At 70.3% G+C, this 18,987-nt stretch carries 5 protein-coding genes; 1 reads left to right on the forward strand and 4 read right to left on the reverse strand.

The window, feature by feature from the left end; all coding sequences use genetic code 11:
- Positions 1 to 18: 18 nt before the first annotated feature.
- From WMF28_RS20435 to WMF28_RS20450, 4 genes are all read right to left on the reverse strand, one after another.
- Positions 19 to 1,725 carry a DUF1592 domain-containing protein gene (locus WMF28_RS20435; RefSeq protein ID WP_437603936.1) on the reverse strand — a complete coding sequence of 569 codons (1,707 nt, stop codon included), beginning with the start codon at positions 1,723 to 1,725 and terminating at the stop codon, positions 19 to 21.
- Positions 1,726 to 2,602: 877 nt separating this feature from the next.
- On the reverse strand, positions 2,603 to 13,768 hold the full coding sequence (locus WMF28_RS20440) for an amino acid adenylation domain-containing protein (RefSeq protein ID WP_437603937.1): 11,166 nt from the start codon (positions 13,766 to 13,768) through the stop codon (positions 2,603 to 2,605).
- A gap of 1,222 nt (positions 13,769 to 14,990) precedes the next feature.
- Positions 14,991 to 15,713, reverse strand: coding sequence for a response regulator transcription factor (locus WMF28_RS20445; protein ID WP_437603938.1), 723 nt, complete (start codon positions 15,711 to 15,713; stop codon positions 14,991 to 14,993).
- Between the two features lie 412 nt (positions 15,714 to 16,125).
- Complete coding sequence (locus WMF28_RS20450) at positions 16,126 to 17,253, reverse strand: alpha/beta hydrolase family esterase (protein ID WP_437603939.1); 1,128 nt, start codon at positions 17,251 to 17,253, stop codon at positions 16,126 to 16,128.
- A gap of 540 nt (positions 17,254 to 17,793) precedes the next feature.
- Between WMF28_RS20450 and WMF28_RS20455 the strand changes: the two genes are divergently transcribed.
- Positions 17,794 to 18,969, forward strand: coding sequence for an efflux RND transporter periplasmic adaptor subunit (locus WMF28_RS20455; RefSeq protein ID WP_437603940.1), 1,176 nt, complete (start codon positions 17,794 to 17,796; stop codon positions 18,967 to 18,969).
- Positions 18,970 to 18,987 lie beyond the last annotated feature (18 nt).

Below are 18,987 nucleotides of genomic sequence, written 5' to 3' on the forward strand. Positions count from 1 at the left end.
TTCGACATTCCTCAGCTTTCAGGGCGTTTCACGGACTCGCACGCGGAAGGAGTCCGCTTGAGTGAGATCGGCCAGCAGATTGAGAATGCTGTAGCCGCTCTGAGACAGCTTGGTGTCGAGCATATCGACGACGCATTTGTCTTTCCCGTTCGGATCCCGCCCGAAGGCATAGGAGATCCACGCCTGAGCGTAAAGCTGCTTGGCTTTCTGAACCTGAACGATTTCCTCCATGAGCTGCAACGGAGAGGAGATCTCCTGCACGTTACCGTCGCCGAAGTTGACGATGTTTGTGGTGACGCTTGCGTCGATCGCACCACCACGAGGATCAGTCGTTTGCAGCTTTCCGATGCCGTCGAAGCCCTCCATCACGAATCCCGGCGGATTGATGATCCCGTGGCAGCCTTTGCAGGAATTGGGCTTCGTCAGCTCTTCGACGTACGCGCGTTGCGTTGGGAAGTCGCCATCAACGGTCGCCATGGTGGCGGCGGGATCGGGCGCACCCGGATTGACACCGAGCATGTACGTCGCGATGAACGCGCCTCGCAGGATCGGGCTCGTGGCGTTGAAGCCCGCGTAGGAGCTCAAGAACCCGACGCGAGTCAGGAAGCCCGGCCGCTCGTTGGCGTCCAGCTCCACCTTGGTCAGGTCGGTACCGTACATCGAAGGGTCGAGCCCATAGATCGCCGCGTTGTCCTTGTTGACGAAGGCGACATTGCTGAGGAGGAGGTCCTTGAACGAACCGCCCCCGAACGCCACCTCTTCGAAGAAGGCGTCGAGCTCAGCCTGCCAGCTGGGCTTGGCGGCCGCGGAGTACAACGGATACGTCTCGGTGTCGTGATCCATCTTCCACCAGTGGGCGTTTCCGTTCTCCATCTGCGCCCAGTTGCGGTGGAACGCGGTCACGAGCGGCCCGGTCTTTTCGCGCACAGCAATCATTCGCTGCGCCTGGGCCAGAACCTGCTCTTTGGTCTGGAGCTCGTTATTGTCGGCCGCCGCGCTCAGCGTGTCATCCGGAACGGAGCCCCAGAGCAAGTACGAAAGCCTCGTCGCCACTTCGTAGCCGGAGAGCTGTATGCCCTCACCCGACGGAGCCTGGGTGGTCGTCAGCTCGGGGAGCATGAGGAACGAGGGCGACACGAGGAAGCCCATCAACGTTGCCTCGGCGACCTCGTCGGGCGTTCCTGCCGGCGTCGTCTGGCCCAGCTTTTCGAATCGCGTCACCTCCGCAGCGGTCAGCGGGCGACGGAACGCCTTGCGGCCGAAGGTTTGGATGGTCTGCGTCAAGCAGCCGCTTGCCGAAGGGTCGCAGTTGATGAACTTGGACTTGTTCGGCCCAGCCATCACTGCTTTGGCGATCTGCGCGGCAGCATCTTGATAGAAGCGCCACGCGTCAGGGGTCATCGGGCCGTCGAAGTCGGTGACGAGCAGCGCAGACGGCGGCTTGCTGTCGGTACCCACGCTGGTGACGCCGAGGAGGTCCCGCACCGTGTTGTCGTACTGCCGGTTCAGGATGCGGGGGATCTGGGTCGTCGTCGGGAGGCCGGGGATGCATCTATCCGGGGGCCCATTGTCCGGCCCGCCCCCCGTGCCGCTGCTGGTACCGCCGGAGGGGTCGTCGTCATCCTCGACACCGTCCGCGATGCTGCCGGTGCAGCCAGCGAAGAAAGGTGTTGCGGCGAGAAAAATTGTCGTACCGATGTACGAGAGGTGTTTTAACATTCGCATGCGCATACACCTCTTATTCCCGGTCGATGTCGAGATGATCACGGGAGCGAATCAAAAGCTGTGACGAGCCCGAGGCGGGGCCATCGGCGTGGGCACGGGCGCCTCGCGGACGGTTTCCTTTGGAGACGTGATAATGAAACGCTGGCGTACGAGCGGCGCGCTGCTGCCCACTTCGATCCCGAGGGCCGTGCCTCCGCCGAGCGAGGCGGCGGCGCGCACGAGGCCCCGGCGCTCCGCCACGCAGCGCACGGTAGACTCCGGGTTCGTGATGCCTCGCCCATGGATCACGCGCAGCTCGCCGTGGACCTTCGGCCCGTCACGCCAGCCGCACGCCGACGAGCCACTCTTGCTTTAGAGCGTCATCCACGAGGTACATCAACCAGAAAGTTCGCTCGCGCGACCCAGCCACGCCGGCTAGCGCCACGACGAGCGAAGCGTGGGTGTCGAGCGGCCCCTTTCCCGCCTCAGAGAGCACCCGGCGGGAGCTCGTTCGGCCACGGAAGTCCGGAATTTCCAGCGCGAACGCGCCTTCCTCACGAGTCCAGTACGTCCGAAAAGATACAGTTGGGTCATTCTGACGTTTGGATCGTTCGTGGACGACGCGCTGCGCGACCGTGAGCAACGCGCTGCGCGACCGTGAGCAACGCGCTGCGCGACCGTGAGCAACGCGCTGCGCGACCCGAGGTTGGGCTCGGAGAGGTGCTGGGATCCCCAGAGCGAGTGATGACAAGGCGAAAGGGTACCTGCACCCGGACGAGGACCCTCGTCGAATGCGTAGTCAGGCCATCCCGCTGTGCTTCCGGGTCTACTACGGCTCTCTCACTCGCGAGGGAATGCGAGCCGACGCGTCGCGCGGCTCAGGGGACGAGATACAAGCTCAGCGCGACGGCGGGCCGCTCTCGGGCCCGCTCTCCACGCCGAGGGGCCTCGCCCTCGGCCTCCGGAGCGGCCGCCCCTCCAGGGCGTCGACGAGCGCAGGCCTCAGCGCGCCCTCGATGTGCTGCTGGATCGCGCGGGCGACGTGCGCGACGTGGGGCGGCTCCATCATCGTGAAGTGGTTGCCGGGCACCACCTGCAGGGCGAAGGCCGCTCGCGCCAGATCCATCCAGGCGTTGACGGCGGCCGCGTCCTCCGGGCTGACCTGCTCCCGCGCGCGCAGGAACAGGACGCTGGCGTCCGTCGGCTTCGGCGCGTAGCCCGCGAGGGCCTGCCACGTGCTCGTGACCTCGGCGCGGAGCCGCGCGTCGTCCGCCATGGCCGCGACGAAGCTGCGGTATCGCTGCGACGCGACGGCTTCGAGCTTCGCCATCTCGTGGGCGAGGCCGCTCGCCGGAGAGCGATCGCTCGCGCGCGGGACGGAGCCGGTGTCCAGCAGCAGCAGCAAAGGCACCTTGCGCCCTCGCGCGAGCAGCTGCTGCGCCATCTCGTACGCGACGACGCCGCCGGCCGAATGCCCCCCGACGAGGTAGGGCCCCTCGGGTCGGACGCTCAGGATCTCGTCCACGTACCGCGCCGCGATCGCGGGAATGGACGTGAAGCCCGGCTCGCCCGGCTCCGCGCCGGTGGGCTGGATCCCGTAGACGGGCAGCTCGCCGCTCAACCGCTGCACCAGGGGGCGATAGGCGTGGACCGTGCCGCCGAGCGGCGGGATCAGGAACAGCGGCGCGGTGTCCGGCGCCCCCGCCTGCAGCGTGACGAGGAGCTGGCCAGCCGCGCGCCAGCGGGGGAGGACCGCGGCGCTCCCGCTCCGCTGCGTCAGCGCGGCGCTCAGGGGCGCAGGCGAGTCCGGCGGCGGCGCGTCCCGCTGCCGCACGCTCGCCGGCGAGCCCGTCGGAGGGCCGGACGACGCCGGCGGACTGCAGATCTTCGGCGACAGGGACCGCTCCGTGGGTGGGCCCACGGTGCACGTGGTGTCGAGCATGTGAGGGACGCGCTCGAACGGGTACGTGGGCAACGGCACGCGCCGCCGGCGCTCGTCCCGGAAGAACGCGGCCCAGTCGACGTCGACGCCGGCACACCAGAGGCGGCCCACCGCGGCGAGCAACGCCTCGAGGTCGCCGGAGCCCTCGCCCGGGCCTGCCAGGCTGGTCGCAATCGGTCGCTCCGCCCCCGCGTCCGGGTGCCGCGACGCCAGGGTGGCCAGGGAGGAGCCGGGCCCGATTTCGAGGAGGGCACGATCGGCCGAGGCGAGCAGCGCGGCGATGCGGTCGTCGGGGCGAGCCGATCCCGCGAGGACCCGGGCCCAGAACGATGGATCGTGGACGTCAGTCTCCGTCGCCCAGTCGCCCGCGTGGTCTCCGACGAGGGGGATGCTCGGCGCCCTCCTCACCATCGACGCGGCCAGCTGGGCCATGCGCGCGAGGAGCGGCTCGGCGGCCTCGTCTTCCGCGTCCGCTTCCGCGCGCCCGAGCAGCGCGACCGCGTCGTCGAGCGAGAGCACACCGGCGACGCACGCGGCGACAACCCCGCCCAGCCCATGGCCGAACAGCGCGGCGGGGCGGATCCCCCACGACATCAGCAGCTGCGCCAAGGCGTACTCGGTCGAGAAGAGGGCGGCCGCGCGGAGGCGCGGAGAGCCGATGTCTTCTTCACCGCGGGCGCGCCCCTGCTCCTCGGGGAAGAGCCGGTCGCGGAGGTCGGCCGACAGCTCGCGACGGAAGAGATCGGCGCACCGGTCCATGCTCTCGCGGTAGACGCGCTCGTGCAGGTAGAGCTCACGCCCCATGCCGACACGCTCCGCGCCCGCGCCGGGGAACATGAAGACGACCTCCGGCGGCCGCCCGCCGGCAACCTGCGTGAAGACGCGGGCCGGGTCGCGCCGATCGAGGCAGGCCGCTCCCGAGGCCGGATCCGCGCACACCACCGCGCGGCGGTGCGTGAAAGGCACCCTGCCCCGCTGCAGGGTGAACGCGACGTCGGGGAGCGAGCCGTCCGGCGCGCGCCGCAGGTGCTCGGCCAGACGATCGGTGCTCTTCTCGAGCGCGGCGCGCGTCCTCGCCGAGACGACGAGCAGCTGGCAGCGCCGCGACGGGCCAGACGGCGCCGGCTCCGGCGCCTCCTCCAGCACGGCGTGCGCGTTCGTGCCGCCGATGCCGAAGGCGCTCACCGCCGCGCGGCGCGGGGCCCCGCCGCGCTTCCACGCGCGCGGCCCGGCGTTGACGAAGAAGGGGCTGCTCGCGAGGTCGATCTCGGGGCCGGGGCGACGGAAATGGAGCGTCGCGGGGATGAGCTCGTGCTCCAGCGACAGCGCGGCCTTGATGAGGCCGGTCACCCCGGCGGCCGCGCGGAGGTGGCCGAGGTTGCTCTTCACCGAGCCGAGCGCGCAGAAGCCGACCTTGTCGGTGGCCCTCCGGAACGCCCGCGACAGCGCGGCCACCTCGATCGAGTCGCCGAGCCGCGTGCCCGCGCCGTGCGCCTCCACGTACGTGATGCTCTCCGGGCTGACGCCCGAAGCGGCGTGGGCCCGGGCGATGGTCTCGAGCTGCCCTTCCAGGCTCGGCGCCATGTAACCCACCTTGAGTGCACCGTCGTTTGTGACGGCGGATCCGCGGATCACCGCGTGAATCGTGTCGCCGTCGTCCAGGGCGTCCTTCAACCGCTTGAGGACGACGAGCCCCACACCGTTGCTGGCCACGATGCCGCTCGCCTCGGCGTCGAAAGGACGGCAATGGCCGTCGGGCGAGGTGACCGAGCCTTCCTCGTGGAGGTAGCCGATCCTCCGCGGCGAGAGGACGCCGACCCCTCCGGCGAGGACCATGTCGCTCTCCCTTGTGGCGAGGCTCTGGCAGCCGAGGTGCACCGCGACGAGCGACGTCGAGCATGCGGTCATGACGCTCACCGCCGGCCCCCGGAGCCCCAGCTTGTAGGCCACCCGCGTGGTCAGGGAGTCGGTCACGTTCCCGGTATAGATCCGCTGGTGCTCCGAGTTCGGCGCGGCCGGAGGCGGCCCGACGCGCTCGATCCAGTAGCTCGGGGCGTCGCTCCCGGCGAACACGCCGATCGGCTTCGGGTAGGCGAGCGGGTTGTACCCGGCGCGCTCCATGGCCTCCCAGGCGCACTCGAGGAAGACCCGCTGCTGCGGGTCCATGAGCACGGCGTCCTGCGGGCTGTAGCCGAAGAACGCCGCGTCGAAGCACATGACGTCGTCGAGCACGCCGGCCGCCGGGATGAACCTGGGCGAGCGGGTGAGCTCCGGGTCCACGCCGAGCGCCTTCAGCTCCTCGGGCGAATAAAAGCCGATCCCCTCCCCCCCGTCCTCGAGCATCGACCACAGCGCGTCGACGCTGCGCGCCTTCGGGAATCGACCCGCCATTCCGATGATGGCAATCGCGTTCTCGGGGAGCGCCTCCCGCGCCGGCGCCTCGACCGCGGGGGCCACGGCGCCGGGGCCACGCCTGGAGACCGTGCTCTCGCCCGAGGCGGCCGCCAGAGGGCCCCTCTTCAGGTGGGCAGAGAGGCTGCGGATCGTCGGGTACTGGAACAGGTCCATGATGGGGACGTCCTCGCCGAGCCGCGCCCGGATGCCCGCGCGGACCCGTGCGAGGAGCAGCGAGTGACCGCCGAGCTCGAAGAAAGGATCGTCGAGCCCGACCTCGTCGAGGCCGAGCACCTGGCGCCAGATCTCGCTGAGGATCACCTCGATGTTCGAGGCGGGCACCGGCGTCGCCGCCCTCGGCTCGGGCTTTGCGCGGTCGTCGGCCGGGAGGGCCGCCATGTCGACTTTCCCGTTCGTGGTGAGGGGCAGCGCGTCGAGCCTCACGAGGGCGGCCGGAACCATGTAGTCGGGGAGCTTCGCCGCGGCGAACTCGCGCAGGCCTGCGGGCATCGCGCGCGTCTTCTGCCGCCGGAGAGGGCTGTTCGCGAGCGACCGCTCGGGCAAGGTCTCCCGGGGCCGCGCCTGGATCCAGGCGCGCGGTCGCGGCGCGCCCTCGGCGCGCTCGAAGAGCACGTCCATGCAGCCCGGACCCGAGGTCCTCGATCCGGTGATCCGGACCGAGCAGCCGAGGCGCGCGCCGAGCGCCCACAGCGCCTCCGGCTCGATCGCGGCCATCGAGCCCACGGCGACCGTCGTGGCGGCGCGGGCCAGCCCGACGCCGTCCCCTTCCCGCAGCCGGCGCGCAGCGATCACGTCGGCGTGCACGCGCGCGCTCGGGATCCCCAGGACCTCCAGCCCGAGGGATCCCTCCTCACGCAGCGCTCGCTCCACGCCGGCGAGGCCCTCCGAGGCAGCCCAGTCCAGCGATCGGCCGACGACGACGGGCTCGGGCGCCGCGCCGACGTGCAGGACCACGTCATAACGGAAGCGCGTCATCTCGTCGGAGCCCGAACCCCGCTTGAGCCAGACCTCCACGTGCTCCACGCCCGGGATCTGGCCGCGCAGCGCGTGAAAGAGCTCGGGCGCGAGGACGAGCTCCTCCTCGGCCGAGGCCGCCCGCTGCACCCGGGCCCGCAGCTCGGCCGCGGTGGCGCCCGCGGGCGCGCGGTGGCGCTGCACCGACGTGTGGAACGCCTCGAGCAGCGGAAGGCTCCTGATGTCGCCCAGGAACACGACGCCGCCGGGCGCCACCGCGCGCACGGCGCCCTCGATCACCGAGCGCAGGTAATCGGCGCCGGGGAAGTACTGGATGATCGAGTTCAGGAGGATCACATCGAAGCTGCCCGGCTCGACACCGCTGAAGTCGTTCGCCTCCCGGCGCTGCAGCGACACGTGCGAGAGCGTGCCGCGCGCGACCTCGGGGCGGAGGAGCGAGATCGCCTGCTCCGAGAAATCCGTGCCGAGGTAGGCGGCGCACTGCGGGGCCAGCTGCAGGAGCAGGAGCCCGGTCCCACAGCCGATCTCCCAGACCCGGCGCGGCTGGAACGAGAGGATCCGCTCGACGGTGTGGTCCCGCCAAGCGCGCATCGCTCCGGCGTCGATGGGCTCGCCGGTGTAGCTGCTGTTCCATCCGGTGATGTTGAAGCCCGGATCCACGCCGGCGTCGCCTCCCCCGTAGGTGCCGTCGTACAGGGCCTGCCACGCCGAGACGTGCTCCGCTTGCAGGGCCGGGGCCTGGTCCGTGGCGCCGCCGCCCTCGAGGCGGGGGATGACGTAGGCGACAAGCCGCCTGTTGCCCGGCGGCTCTTCCCGCGCCACCACGACGGCCTCTTCCACGTCGGGGTGCTCTCGCAGCACGGCCTCGATCTCGCCGAGCTCGATACGATAGCCACGGATCTTCACCTGGTTGTCGACCCGTCCCAGGAACTCGATGGTCCCGTCCGGGAGCCACCGGGCGCGATCGCCGGTGCGGTACATGCGTGCGCCCGGCTCGTCCGTGAACCGATCGGGGAGAAACCGCGCTGCGTCGAGCTCGGGCCGGTTCAAGTACCCGCGGGCGATGCCGGCGCCTCCGAGGTAGAGCTCGCCGGGGACGCCCACCGGGACGAGCTCCCCGCGCGGATCGAGCAGGTAGACCCGCAGGTTGTCGATGGGGCGGCCGATCGAGGGATCGACCGTCGCCGTCCCGCCGTTCGGCCGCGCCCGCGGCACGAGGCACGAGGTCGCCACGACGGTCGCCTCGGTCGGACCATAGTTGTTCACGACGTCGAAGGGGAGCGCCGCGCCAGGCCAGACGCGGAGCTTGTCTCCTCCCGTGAGCAGGTACCGGAGCGCGGTGGAAGCAGGCCAGTCGAGGCGCAGGAGCTCCTCCGCCATGGGCGTCGGCAAGAAAGAGACGGTGATCTTTCGCGCGACGAGCCACGCTTGAAGCTCGTCCGGGGAACGGCGGAGCGGCTCCCCGGGGATGAACAGGCACGCTCCCATGCACAGATACGGCCAGAGCTCCCATACCGACGCGTCGAAGCCGGGGCTCGCGACCAGGGTCGCGCGATCCCCGCAGGAGACGGCGAAGCGCCGCACGTGCCACTCCACCAGGTTCATGAGGCTCCGGTGCTCCACGAGCACGCCCTTCGGGCGGCCGGTCGAGCCCGAGGTGTAGATGGCATAGGCCAGGTCCCGGGGGCCTGCGCACGCCGGAGGGGGCGACCCATCCAGCGCCGCCATCTCCGGCCAGTCGGCGTCGAGGCGGATCACCGCGCCCGCGAACGGCGGGAGGCGATCGGAGAGGTGCGCCTGCGTGAGGAGCACCGGCGCCCCGGAGTCCGCGAGGATGAACGCCAGCCGCTCTCTCGCGATCTCGGCGTCCACGGGGAGATACGCCGCGCCCGCCTTGAGGGTCCCGAGGATCCCGACCACCATCTCCAGCGAGCGCTCCGCGCAGATCGCGACCAGGGTATCGGGCCCGGCGCCCAGCTCGCGCAGGCGGCGCGCGAGCTGGTTCGCCCGGCGATCGAGCTCTCCGTACGCGAGCGATCCGCGATCGGACACGACCGCGGCGGCGTGCGGCGCGCGCGCCGCCTGCTCCTCGAACCGATCCAGGACGCGCCGGTCGCGAGGAAAATCGACGCCTGGTTCGTTCCATTCGACGAGCAGCTGGCGCTGCTCGCGCTCCGGGAGCAGCGGCATCGACGAGACGGAGCGCGCAGGGTCCGATGTCGCCGCGGCGAGGAGCGTGAAGAGGTGATCCATCATCCGCCCCATCGTCGCCCGCTCGAAGAGGTCGGTGCTGTACTCCAGCATCCCGGCGACGCCGTCGGCGCTCTCCCAGGCATAGAGCGATACGTCGAAGATCGTCTTCTTCGTATCCGTGTCGATGGCGCGCGCCTCGACCCCGGCGAGGTGGAGCTCGCGCTCCGCGGGCGGCTGCGGCGCGAACACGATCTGCACGAGCGGGCTGTAGCTGGGGTCGCGCTCGGGCTGGAGCTCCTGGACGAGCCGCTCGAACGGGAGCCTGTCGTGCGCGTAGGCGTCCAGGCACACATCCCTCACGCGGCGGAGCAGCTCCTCGAACGACGGCTCGCCGGAGACGTCGATCCGGATGGGGATCACGTTGACGAAGAAGCCGATCGCCGCCTCGAGGTCGGCGTGATCGCGGCCCGCGCTCGGCAGGCCGATCAGGAGGTCGTCGCGTTGCGTGACGCGGTGGAGCAGCGCGGCGAACGCGGCCAGGAGGACCATGTTCACGGTCACGCCTTCTCGCGCGCCGAGGTCCCGGATGGCCCTTCCGACCGCCGGGTCGAGCTGGAACGGGATCGTCGCGCCGCGGAAGGTCTGGACCGGCGGCCGGACGCGATCGCTCGGGAGCTGGAGCAACGGCGGCACGTCGAGGAGCCTCTGTCTCCAGCCGGCGAGCAGCCCCGACAGGGTCTCCTCCGTCAGCTGCTCGCGCTGCCACGAGGCGAAATCGGCGTACTGGAGCGGCGTGTCCAGCAGCGGAGGGGGAGCCTCCCGACAGAAGGCGTCGTAGAGCGCCGCGATCTCGCGGTAGGCCACCTCGAGCGACCAGCCGTCGACGGCGATGTGGTGGATGTGCAGCCAGAGGACGTGATCCCGCGGCCCGAGCCGGAGCAGCCCTGCACGGAAGACGGGGCCGCGCTTCAGATCGAAGATCCTCTGGGCCTCCGCTTCGATGAGCTGCTGCGCCCGGGCCTCGCGCTCGCCCTCCGAGAGGTGCTGGAGGTCCGCGACGTCGAGCCGGAAGGAGGCGTCCTCGGCGACGATCTGGACGGGCTGGCCGTCGATCTCGGTGTAGACGGTGCGCAGGATCTCGTGGCGGCGGACGAGCTCGCGGAGGCTCCTGTCGAGCGCCGGAACGTGGATGTCCCCGGTGAGGCGGAAGGGACAGAGGCAGTTGTAGGCCCGGCTCTCCGGCGCGAGCCGGTGGAGGAACCACATGCGCTCCTGCGCGAACGACAGGGGGACTGGCCCCGTCCGGGTGCCTCTCGGAATGGCATGCTCCTCTCGGGGGGCCGCGCGGCCGCCGCCCTGGCTCAGCGCGGCGAGCCCGGCGACGGTCGGATGATCGAAGAGCTCCTGGAATCCGACGTCGATCCCGAAGGCGCCGCGGAGGCGGGAGAACAGCTGGACGGCGTGCAGCGAGCTGCCGCCCAGCTCGAAGAAGCTGTCGTGCGCGCCGACGCGCTCCACGCGGAGGAGCTCCTTCCAGAGGCCTGCGAGCGCCTCCTCCAGCTCGGAGCGCGGCGCCACGAAGGCGCGTCCGAGCTCCTGGCGGTCGCCGCCGGGCGCAGGGAGCGCCCTGCGGTCGACCTTGCCGTTCGGCGAGGTGGGGAGCGCGTCGAGCGGCACGAAGGCGGTCGGGACCATGTAGCCCGGCAGATGGCGCTGCGCGAGGGCGCGCAGCGCGGGAAGGAGCGCCCGCTCGTCCCTGGCGGAGCCCCCCTCGACCGCGCGGGGGACGATATACGCCACGAGCCGCCTGTCGCCCGGCGCGTCCTCGCGCGCGACGACCGCGACCTCGCGCACGGAAGGGTGCTGGCCCAGCACCGCCGCGATCTCGCCGAGCTCGATGCGGTGGCCGTGGATCTTCACCTGATCGTCGATCCGGCCGAGAAACTCGATCTCGCCCGAGGGGAGATAACGCGCGAGATCGCCTGTCCTGTACAGACGGGAGCCCGGCCCGGCGCCGAACGGGCTCTGGACGAACCGCTCCTGCGTGAGCTCGGGCCGGTTCAGGTAGCCACGCGACACGCCGCCGCCGCCGATGTAGAGCTCGCCGGCGACGCCGACGGGGACGAGCGCGCGGTTGCGATCGAGGAGCAGCACCTGGACGTCGCGGCACGCGGAGCCGATCGAGCTCGACCACGGTCGCTCGAGATCCGGCATACCCATCGTGCGGCGGGTGGCGAACACCGTCGTCTCGGTGGGACCATAGATGTTGACGATGGTGGGGTGCCTGTCCCCGTGGCGGTCCCACCACGGCTTGAGCATGGCCACATCGAGCGCCTCGCCCCCGCAGATCACGAGACGCAGCTGCGGGCGGCCGCCGAGCGACGGCTCGGCCGCCGCATCGGCGTGGATGAGCTGGCGGAGCGCCGAGGGCGTCTGGCAGACGACGGTCACCCCTTCATCGCCGAGGAGCCTGTAGAACGCGTCCGGCGTGCGGCTCGTGAGGAACGGCACCACGACCAGCCGTCCGCCGTGGCAGAGCGCGCCCCAGATCTCCAGGACGGAGAAATCGAAGGCATAGGAGTGGAACAGCGTCCAGACGTCGCGGTCGCTGTAGCGAACATCGCTTTCGGTGTGGTCGAAGAGACGAGCCACGTTGGCGTGGGTGACCATCACCCCCTTGGGCTTCCCTGTCGATCCCGAGGTGTAGATGATGTACGCGAGGTTCTCCGGGCCCTCGTTCGGCGCGGGCTCTACCCTGTCCTCGGGCTGCCGCTCGATCATGGCCCGCTCCGCGTCGAGGTACACCCCCCTGGCGCTCCCGCTCCGGAGCCGGGAGGCGAAGCGCTCCTCGGTGAGGATCACGCGGACGCTGGCATCCTCCAGCAAGAAGGCGAGTCGCTCCGCGGGGTAGGAGGGGTCGAGCGGGACGTAGGCGCCGCCGGACTTGAGGACGCCGAGCAACGCGACGATCATCTCGAGCGATCGCTCCAGGCAGACGCCGATCCGGACATCGGGCCCCGCGCCGCTCTCCCGGAGGAGGTGGGCGATCTGGTTGCTCCGTCGATCCAGCTCGGCATACGTGAGGCGCTGCCCCTCGAAGGCCACCGCCACCGCGGACGGGGTGCGCCGGGCGTGCGCCTCGACCCGCTCGTGCACCCGATCGCGCGGCGGCTCGAACACCCCGCCGCTGTTCCACGCGAACAGCAGCGTGCGGCGCTCCTCCTCGGTCAGGAGCGGCAGCTCCGAGACGCGCCGCGCCGGATCGCTCACGGCACCGCGGAGCAGCACCGCCCAGTGCCCGAGCAGCCGCTCGAGCGTCGCGTGGTCGAAGAGGTCGCGATTGAACTCGACGCGCGCGATCACGCTCGCCTCGGACTCCTCGACGCGGACGGCGAGCTCGAACGCCACCTCGGTCGCCTCGAGCGCCGCCGGCGTCAGCGTGAGCAGGGCGCCTCGCCTCGGCTCCAGCGTGCCCGGCTTGCTGGCGAAGGTGGCCTGGACGAGCGGCGCGCGGCTCGGATCGCGCGGCAGCGAGAGCTGCTCGGCCAGGGAGGAGAAGGAGATGTCTCCGTTCTCTTTCCCCTCCTGCATGGAGTGGCGCACTTGACGCAACAGCGAGCGAAAGCTCGGATCCGCGCCCAGCCTGCCCCGCACGACCACGAGGTCCCCGAATGCCCCGATGAGGCCCTGCGTCTCCTCGTCGTCTCGCCCGGACAGCGCGACGCCGATGAGGACGTCGTCCTGGCCGGTAGCGCGGTGGAGCACGGCGTGCATTCCCGCGAGCAAGACCGCGGACAGCGCCACGTCCTCCTCGCGCGCCAGCGCGCGGAGCTCTCGCACGAGCTCCCGATCGAGCGCGCGCTCCGCCGAGCCTGCGGCGAAGGTCCGCGCCGCGGGCCGCGGCCGATCCGTCCGGAGCTCCAGCGCCTCCGGCGCCCCCGAGAGCTCGCGACGCCAGTGCGCGAGCTGCCTGTCGAGGAGCTCCGGAGTCCTGTGCTCCCGCTGCCGACGCGCGTAGTCCTGATAGCGCATCGTCGGCGCCTGCCGCTCGACGCCGTGATAGCCGTCGAACAGCTCCGAAAAGAACAGCGCCACGCTCGACTCGCCGTCGGAGACCATGGGATGCATGGAGAGCGCGACGAGGTGCCGGCTCGGGTGCACGCGGATGAGGCTCACGCGCCAGAGCGGGCCGCCCTCCGGGTCGAGGGGCAGAGAGGCCTCCCGGCGAGCCATCTCGAGCGCGGATTCATCCGAGGCGGACCGCCCGTCGGCGGCGAGATCCACCTCGCGGAAGGCGACCTCGGCCTGCGGCGAGACGACCTGCACCGGCTGCCCATCGCGCTCTGCGAACGACGTCCTCAGGATCGCCTGGCGCGCCGCGAGCCTCTCGATAGCGTGGACCCATCTGGGCACGTCCAGCTCGCCATCCAGCCACGCCGCGCCCCGCTCATGCAAGCCGGGCGCGGCGCCTCGGCTCCGGTGGAGCCTCCAGGCGCGTTCTTGCTCCAGAGAGAGCGGCGAATAAACCATTTCGTTCATCGCAGATGACCTCCTTGTGGTGGGTAGGGGTCGGTTGCATCGATGCGCGAGAATCCGCCGTACGCCGCGTCGAGACGCTCGACACGCGCACACCTGCACGCACACCTCGCTTGCTGTTCTGTCGTACGCTCATCAGGCATCACGGCCGCCTGGTCATCCGGGCAGAAAGAGCCGGCGCCAGGCTGAACCCAGGCTCACACAACGCAGTGTCGGCCGCATTGCAATGGATCCCGATGAGCCCGCTACGCAGTATGAAGTATGGACACCGCAACGCCAGCGTGTATTTGAAAGAAGGCGGGTGCCGGCGATTGACAACTCTCATTGGATCTCGGGAACACAGCCCGGACTCCTGCTCTTGTGTGCGGATACACCAAACCAGCTGTCGCCTCGCCCTGCATCGGTCCCCTTCCCTATCTTCCGGGCCGATTCCAGCACGTCACGTCCGAAACCTGCTCGCGCAGCGGCTTCAGGTCGCATTCGGGACAGAGAGCGCTCAGAATGAAGCCGGGGTGCGTCCGCCGCTGTCTCGATCCGGAGAGCGGCGGGCGACCGCCCTGTTACTGTCGCCTCGACGACAACCGGCGCAGCCGGAAGGGGATCCGGTGACACCGGGGCCTCGGCAACCAGGCGCAGCACCGACCTGAGTACCCCCTCCTTCGTCAAAGCCCGGGGCAACGCGCACCCCCCAGCCCCGCCCCACGGCGACCTCGACCGGCCTGCTGCCGGTCACCGGCCTGCTGCCGGTCGCTGCCCCCGCCGGCAAGGCGAGCGCTGTGCGCTGCACACGCGCCGGGCGGACCGCCTGCCCTGGCCCCGGGCACGTAATCGTCCTGGTGTGCAGGTCAATCTCGAAGTCGCGCTTGCTGAACAAGTCGGGGCTGCGAGCCCGTTGGCCTCAAGGCTTCGAGAACACCTCGCCCTTCGCGCGGATCACGTCGTCAACGACGGGACTGTTCACGCAGGCGCGATCAATGTGGAGTTCGGCGATGCGTGCCGCTGACGCTCGGCGAGAACGCGGGGGTTACCGCACCCGAGGCCGCCGGGCGCCTTTGCCACCTCCGCGTGGCGCTGCGTGGCCTTCGCTGTCGACCTCGAGCCGGGAGGCGTGGCGCGCAAGATGTATGATGAGGTGGCTGTCGTCGGTGGACATCGACCGGGCCTCGGCGGACATCGGCGAAGGGCTTGCTGGCCGTCTGACCGAGCAGAGCGTCCTTGCCGCCGGTCAACCCAGGAGCCCCCGCTCGGCCAGCCACAGCGTCGCGCCGGCGCGGCTGTAGACGCCGAGCTTGTCGTAGGCGTGGGCGACGTGATGCTGCACGGTCTTCGCCGAGATGCGAAGGACGGTGGCGATCTCGCGGTTGGTCTTGCCGGTCCCGACGAGCCGCAGCACCTCCAGCTCGCGCGCCGTGAGCGCCTTTCGCGGCCGAAGAAGCCGATCGTGCCGGGCACCGGAGCGATCGCTGCTCGGCGGGGCGCGTGGGACAGGATCGGTGGTGAGCAGATAGCCGTACGTCGTCCCACGTGCCCCCGTAAGCCGATGCGCCCAGACCGGGTTGGCGCAATAGATCTCCAGCATCTCCTTTGTGTACCCGACCACAAAATGCTCGAAATACGGGTGCCAGACGGGGAGGTCACGCACTCGAAATTCGATGCCGGAATCCTTCAGGGTCGCCTCGGAGCGGCTGTCCGTCTCGGCGAAGTACCGGTGCCAGATGTTCTGAGTGGTCGCGACCAGCGAGGAGATCTCGGGATCCTGGACGAAGCGCTGCAGCGGACCGTCGACGAGCGCCCAGCGGGCCGATTCGGCCCCGAGCTCGAAGAGCGCGTCCGTGCCATCGGAATAAAACCGCCGAACGAGCTCGTCGTGGAACGCGAGGAACTCGGGCAGCGGAACCAGGCTGCTGGCGGTGATCGGCTGCCTGAACCATGGGTTGGCCAGCGCCACGTCACGAAAGAAGCCGCGCCACGCATCCGAGCCGAATCTCCGGCTCACCAACGTCTTCCGCGTCAAGATTGTGGTTCCGCTGACCTTCATGGACCAGCCAATCGGCTCCTGCCACCGAACGACGAGGTCGCGCAGGCAGCAGCAAGGCAAAGGAGCACTTGCCAGTATGGCCGATCGGGGTGTCAGCGGTCAACGCGCGAGCTCGCTCATCATGTGGCGGCGCGCTCAAGATGCGACCTTGTATCAGGAGTAGATTATTTCAACAGCGCTAAAATCAGACGCTTCGCGCGTCGGGCGACGCGCCGTCATGCGAGTCGAAGCTCTTCTGCTGGATGTCCCAGCCGGTGCCGCAGAGGGGCACAGAGATGAGTGAAGCTCGTGGGCGCCCTTCCCGGAGAACGACAGACGTGAGCTATGGCATTGTGTATCGTTTCAGCACGGGCCAGCCGACCGCGGCGTTACCGGGGTCGTGGCCACCTCCCTGCTTCGTGCAGAGGGCCACTTCGACGCCGTCCCGGCAATTCGAATAAGTGGAGCAGCCCTGGCCATCTTCGGCCGAGGGCGAGCCGGTGCAGCCATTGATGTCGGCCCATTTCTGGAGGGTCGACTTCGCGCCGAGGAACGTGATGGGCATACCCCGCACCACCGCGGAGTGTCCACCGGCGTAGGGCACGACGGGATCCGACGTGCCTCGGAACGAGATCACGCTGATGGGACGCGCTGGCTCGCAACCGCCGATGTTCTCCTCCAGGAGATCGAAGGCGGCGGGCGCGACGGCCGCGAACACATCGGCCGCGTGGCAAGCGAGGTAGTGGGACATCCCGCCCCCCATGGAGAAGCCAACGGCGTAGATGCGCTTGGGGTCGATGCAGGCGGTCTCCTGGATCTGCGCCACCAGCGCCTTGGCGAACGCCACGTCGTCGGTGTTGGCCACGCAGCAGGGCCCCACGTTCCAGGCGCCGCCCGAGGGTCCGGACATCCCGCTCGGGAAGGCCATGATCACGCCTTCCGGGTCGGTCTGCGCCGGATAGGGCGAGCCCGATCGCTCCGACGGGCCAGAGCCGCCCAGTGGGTGGAAGTCCACCACGAGAGGCACCGGCTTGCTGCCGTCGTACGTGGCCGGCACGTGCAAGACGTAGCTCCGATTCTGGGAACCTACCGTCACCGTCTGGTTCGTGTCGCCAGCCCTCAACGCGGAGGACGGGCAGGTGATGCTCCCGGCTTCGCCGCCCGCGCCGCTGCCCCCCGTGCCAGCGCCACCGGTGCCAGCGCCACCGGTGCCAGCGCCGCCGGTGCCGCTCCCACCGGTGCCGTTGCCGCCGGTCGAGCTCGTCGTGCCACCGGCCCCGGTCGTCGTATCCGCAGACGCGGTGCTGCCACCGCTGCCCGAGGGACCCGCGCTTGTATTGCCGCTGGAGCCACCGCCGTCACCGCCGGCGGTGGTGCTCCCCTCGCCGTCGCTGCCGCAGCCCAAGAGGGCGATGCCTAGCGCGCCTGACAGCAGGATCTGCTTTGGCAAATTCGTTCGTCGGTTCATCATGAGTCAGCACCTTTGTTTGCCGGAGGCCGCGGACGCGATGACCTCTGGAGGGGTCGTGTCGAGGTTGCGAAACGTTGCCACGCGGCCGCGCCTCCCTGCTCCCAGATCGCCATCTGTCCTCGCGTCACCCGATGCAGGTGACAGCAACGAGCTCATAGCCGAGACCGCTGGAGCGAGGCATAGGCTTACTGGCCTATACCTCGTGGTGCAGGCCCTGCTGCGCCCGCTCGAAGAAGCCGGGGGTCGCGCACCCTTGACGCCCTCGATCACTCTAGCATGCCCGGCGGCCGAGGCGTCGAGCGTCACTCGCCTCCGCGTCGTCTTGGCTGGCTCAGCGGACGCGGCGCCCGCTGCAGGATCTTGCGACAGATCTCCTCGGTTGTACGGGGAAACACGGCCAGCGCGGCGCAGGGCGGGGCAACGCCTGCCGGCGCTCGGCGGTCCCGGAGGTTGAAAGGACCCCTCGCTTGCACTACGCCAAGGCGAAACCACGGGGCGGTCTCCTCCGTGGACCTCCCTCGAGCCCGGCAGAATGGACGCATGATCGACGTACGCAAGCTCGGCGGGATCCTCCCAGCCGCCCTCCTCGTCGGCGCGTGCCGCGCCGCGCCCGACGCGCCGCCGCCGCCCCCGCCCGAGGTCAGCGTCATCGAGGTGAAGATGGAGCCCGTCACCCTCCGCGACGAGCTCCCCGGCCGCGTCGCTCCCCTCCGCCTGGCGCAGGTCCGCGCGCGCGTCGCGGGCATCGTCCTGAAGCGCAGCTTCACCGAAGGGAGCGAGGTCAAGGAGGGACAGACCCTCTTCGTGATCGACCCAGCGCCCTTCAAGGCCGCCGTCGACAGCGCCCTCGCCGCCCTCGTCAAAGGGCAGGCCAACCTCGGCCAGGCCGAGGCGCGAGCGAAGCGCTCGAGCGCGCTCGTGCGAGAGGGGCTGGTCAGCGGCGAGGCGCATGACGACGCGATGGCGGCGCAGGCCGTGGCCCACGCCGAGATCGCCCAGGCGCGCTCGGCGCTCGCGCTGGCCCGCCTGAACCTCGGTTACGCGACCGTAACCGCCCCGATCAGCGGCAGGATCGGCGGGGCGCTCGTCACCGAAGGCGCGCTCGTCGGCCAGGCCGAGGCGACGCCGCTCGCCGTCATCCAGCAGATCGACGCGGTGCATGTCGACATCAAGCAGCCCGCCGCGCAGCTCACGCGCCTGCGCCGCGCCGCGCTGGACGGCGCGCCCCAGGGCGAGGCGGGCAAGCATGCCGCGATCCTCGTGCTCGATGACGGGGGCGAGTACCCCGAGGAGGGCGAGCTGCTCTTCTCTGACATCAGCGTCGATCCCGGCACCGGCGAGGTGACGCTGCGCGCGCGCTTCCCGAACCCGAGCCGCCTGCTCTTGCCCGGCATGTTCGTGCGCGTGAAGCTCGCCAAGCACGTCGATCAGGCGGCCCTCGCGGTGCCGCAGCAAGCGGTCGGGCGCGACGGCGGTGGCAACGCGACGGTCCTCGTCGTCCAGCCCGACGGCAAGACGTCCGTGCGCCACATCCAGACGGGCGGCGTCGATCGCGATCGCTACATCGTCACCTCCGGCCTCGACGCCGGCGACAAGGTCGTGGTCGAAGGCCACCAGAAGGTCGCCCCGGGCGCCGCGGTCCGCGCCGTCCCCTTCACGCCCGCGCCCGCGGCCTCGGCGAACGCGCCCCCGCCCGCGGCCTCGGCGGCGCGCTGACGCCGACGGAGCAGATCG

The sequence above is a fragment of the Sorangium sp. So ce590 genome (genome assembly GCF_051521365.1).
Classification (GTDB): Bacteria; Myxococcota_A; Polyangia; order Polyangiales; family Polyangiaceae; genus Sorangium.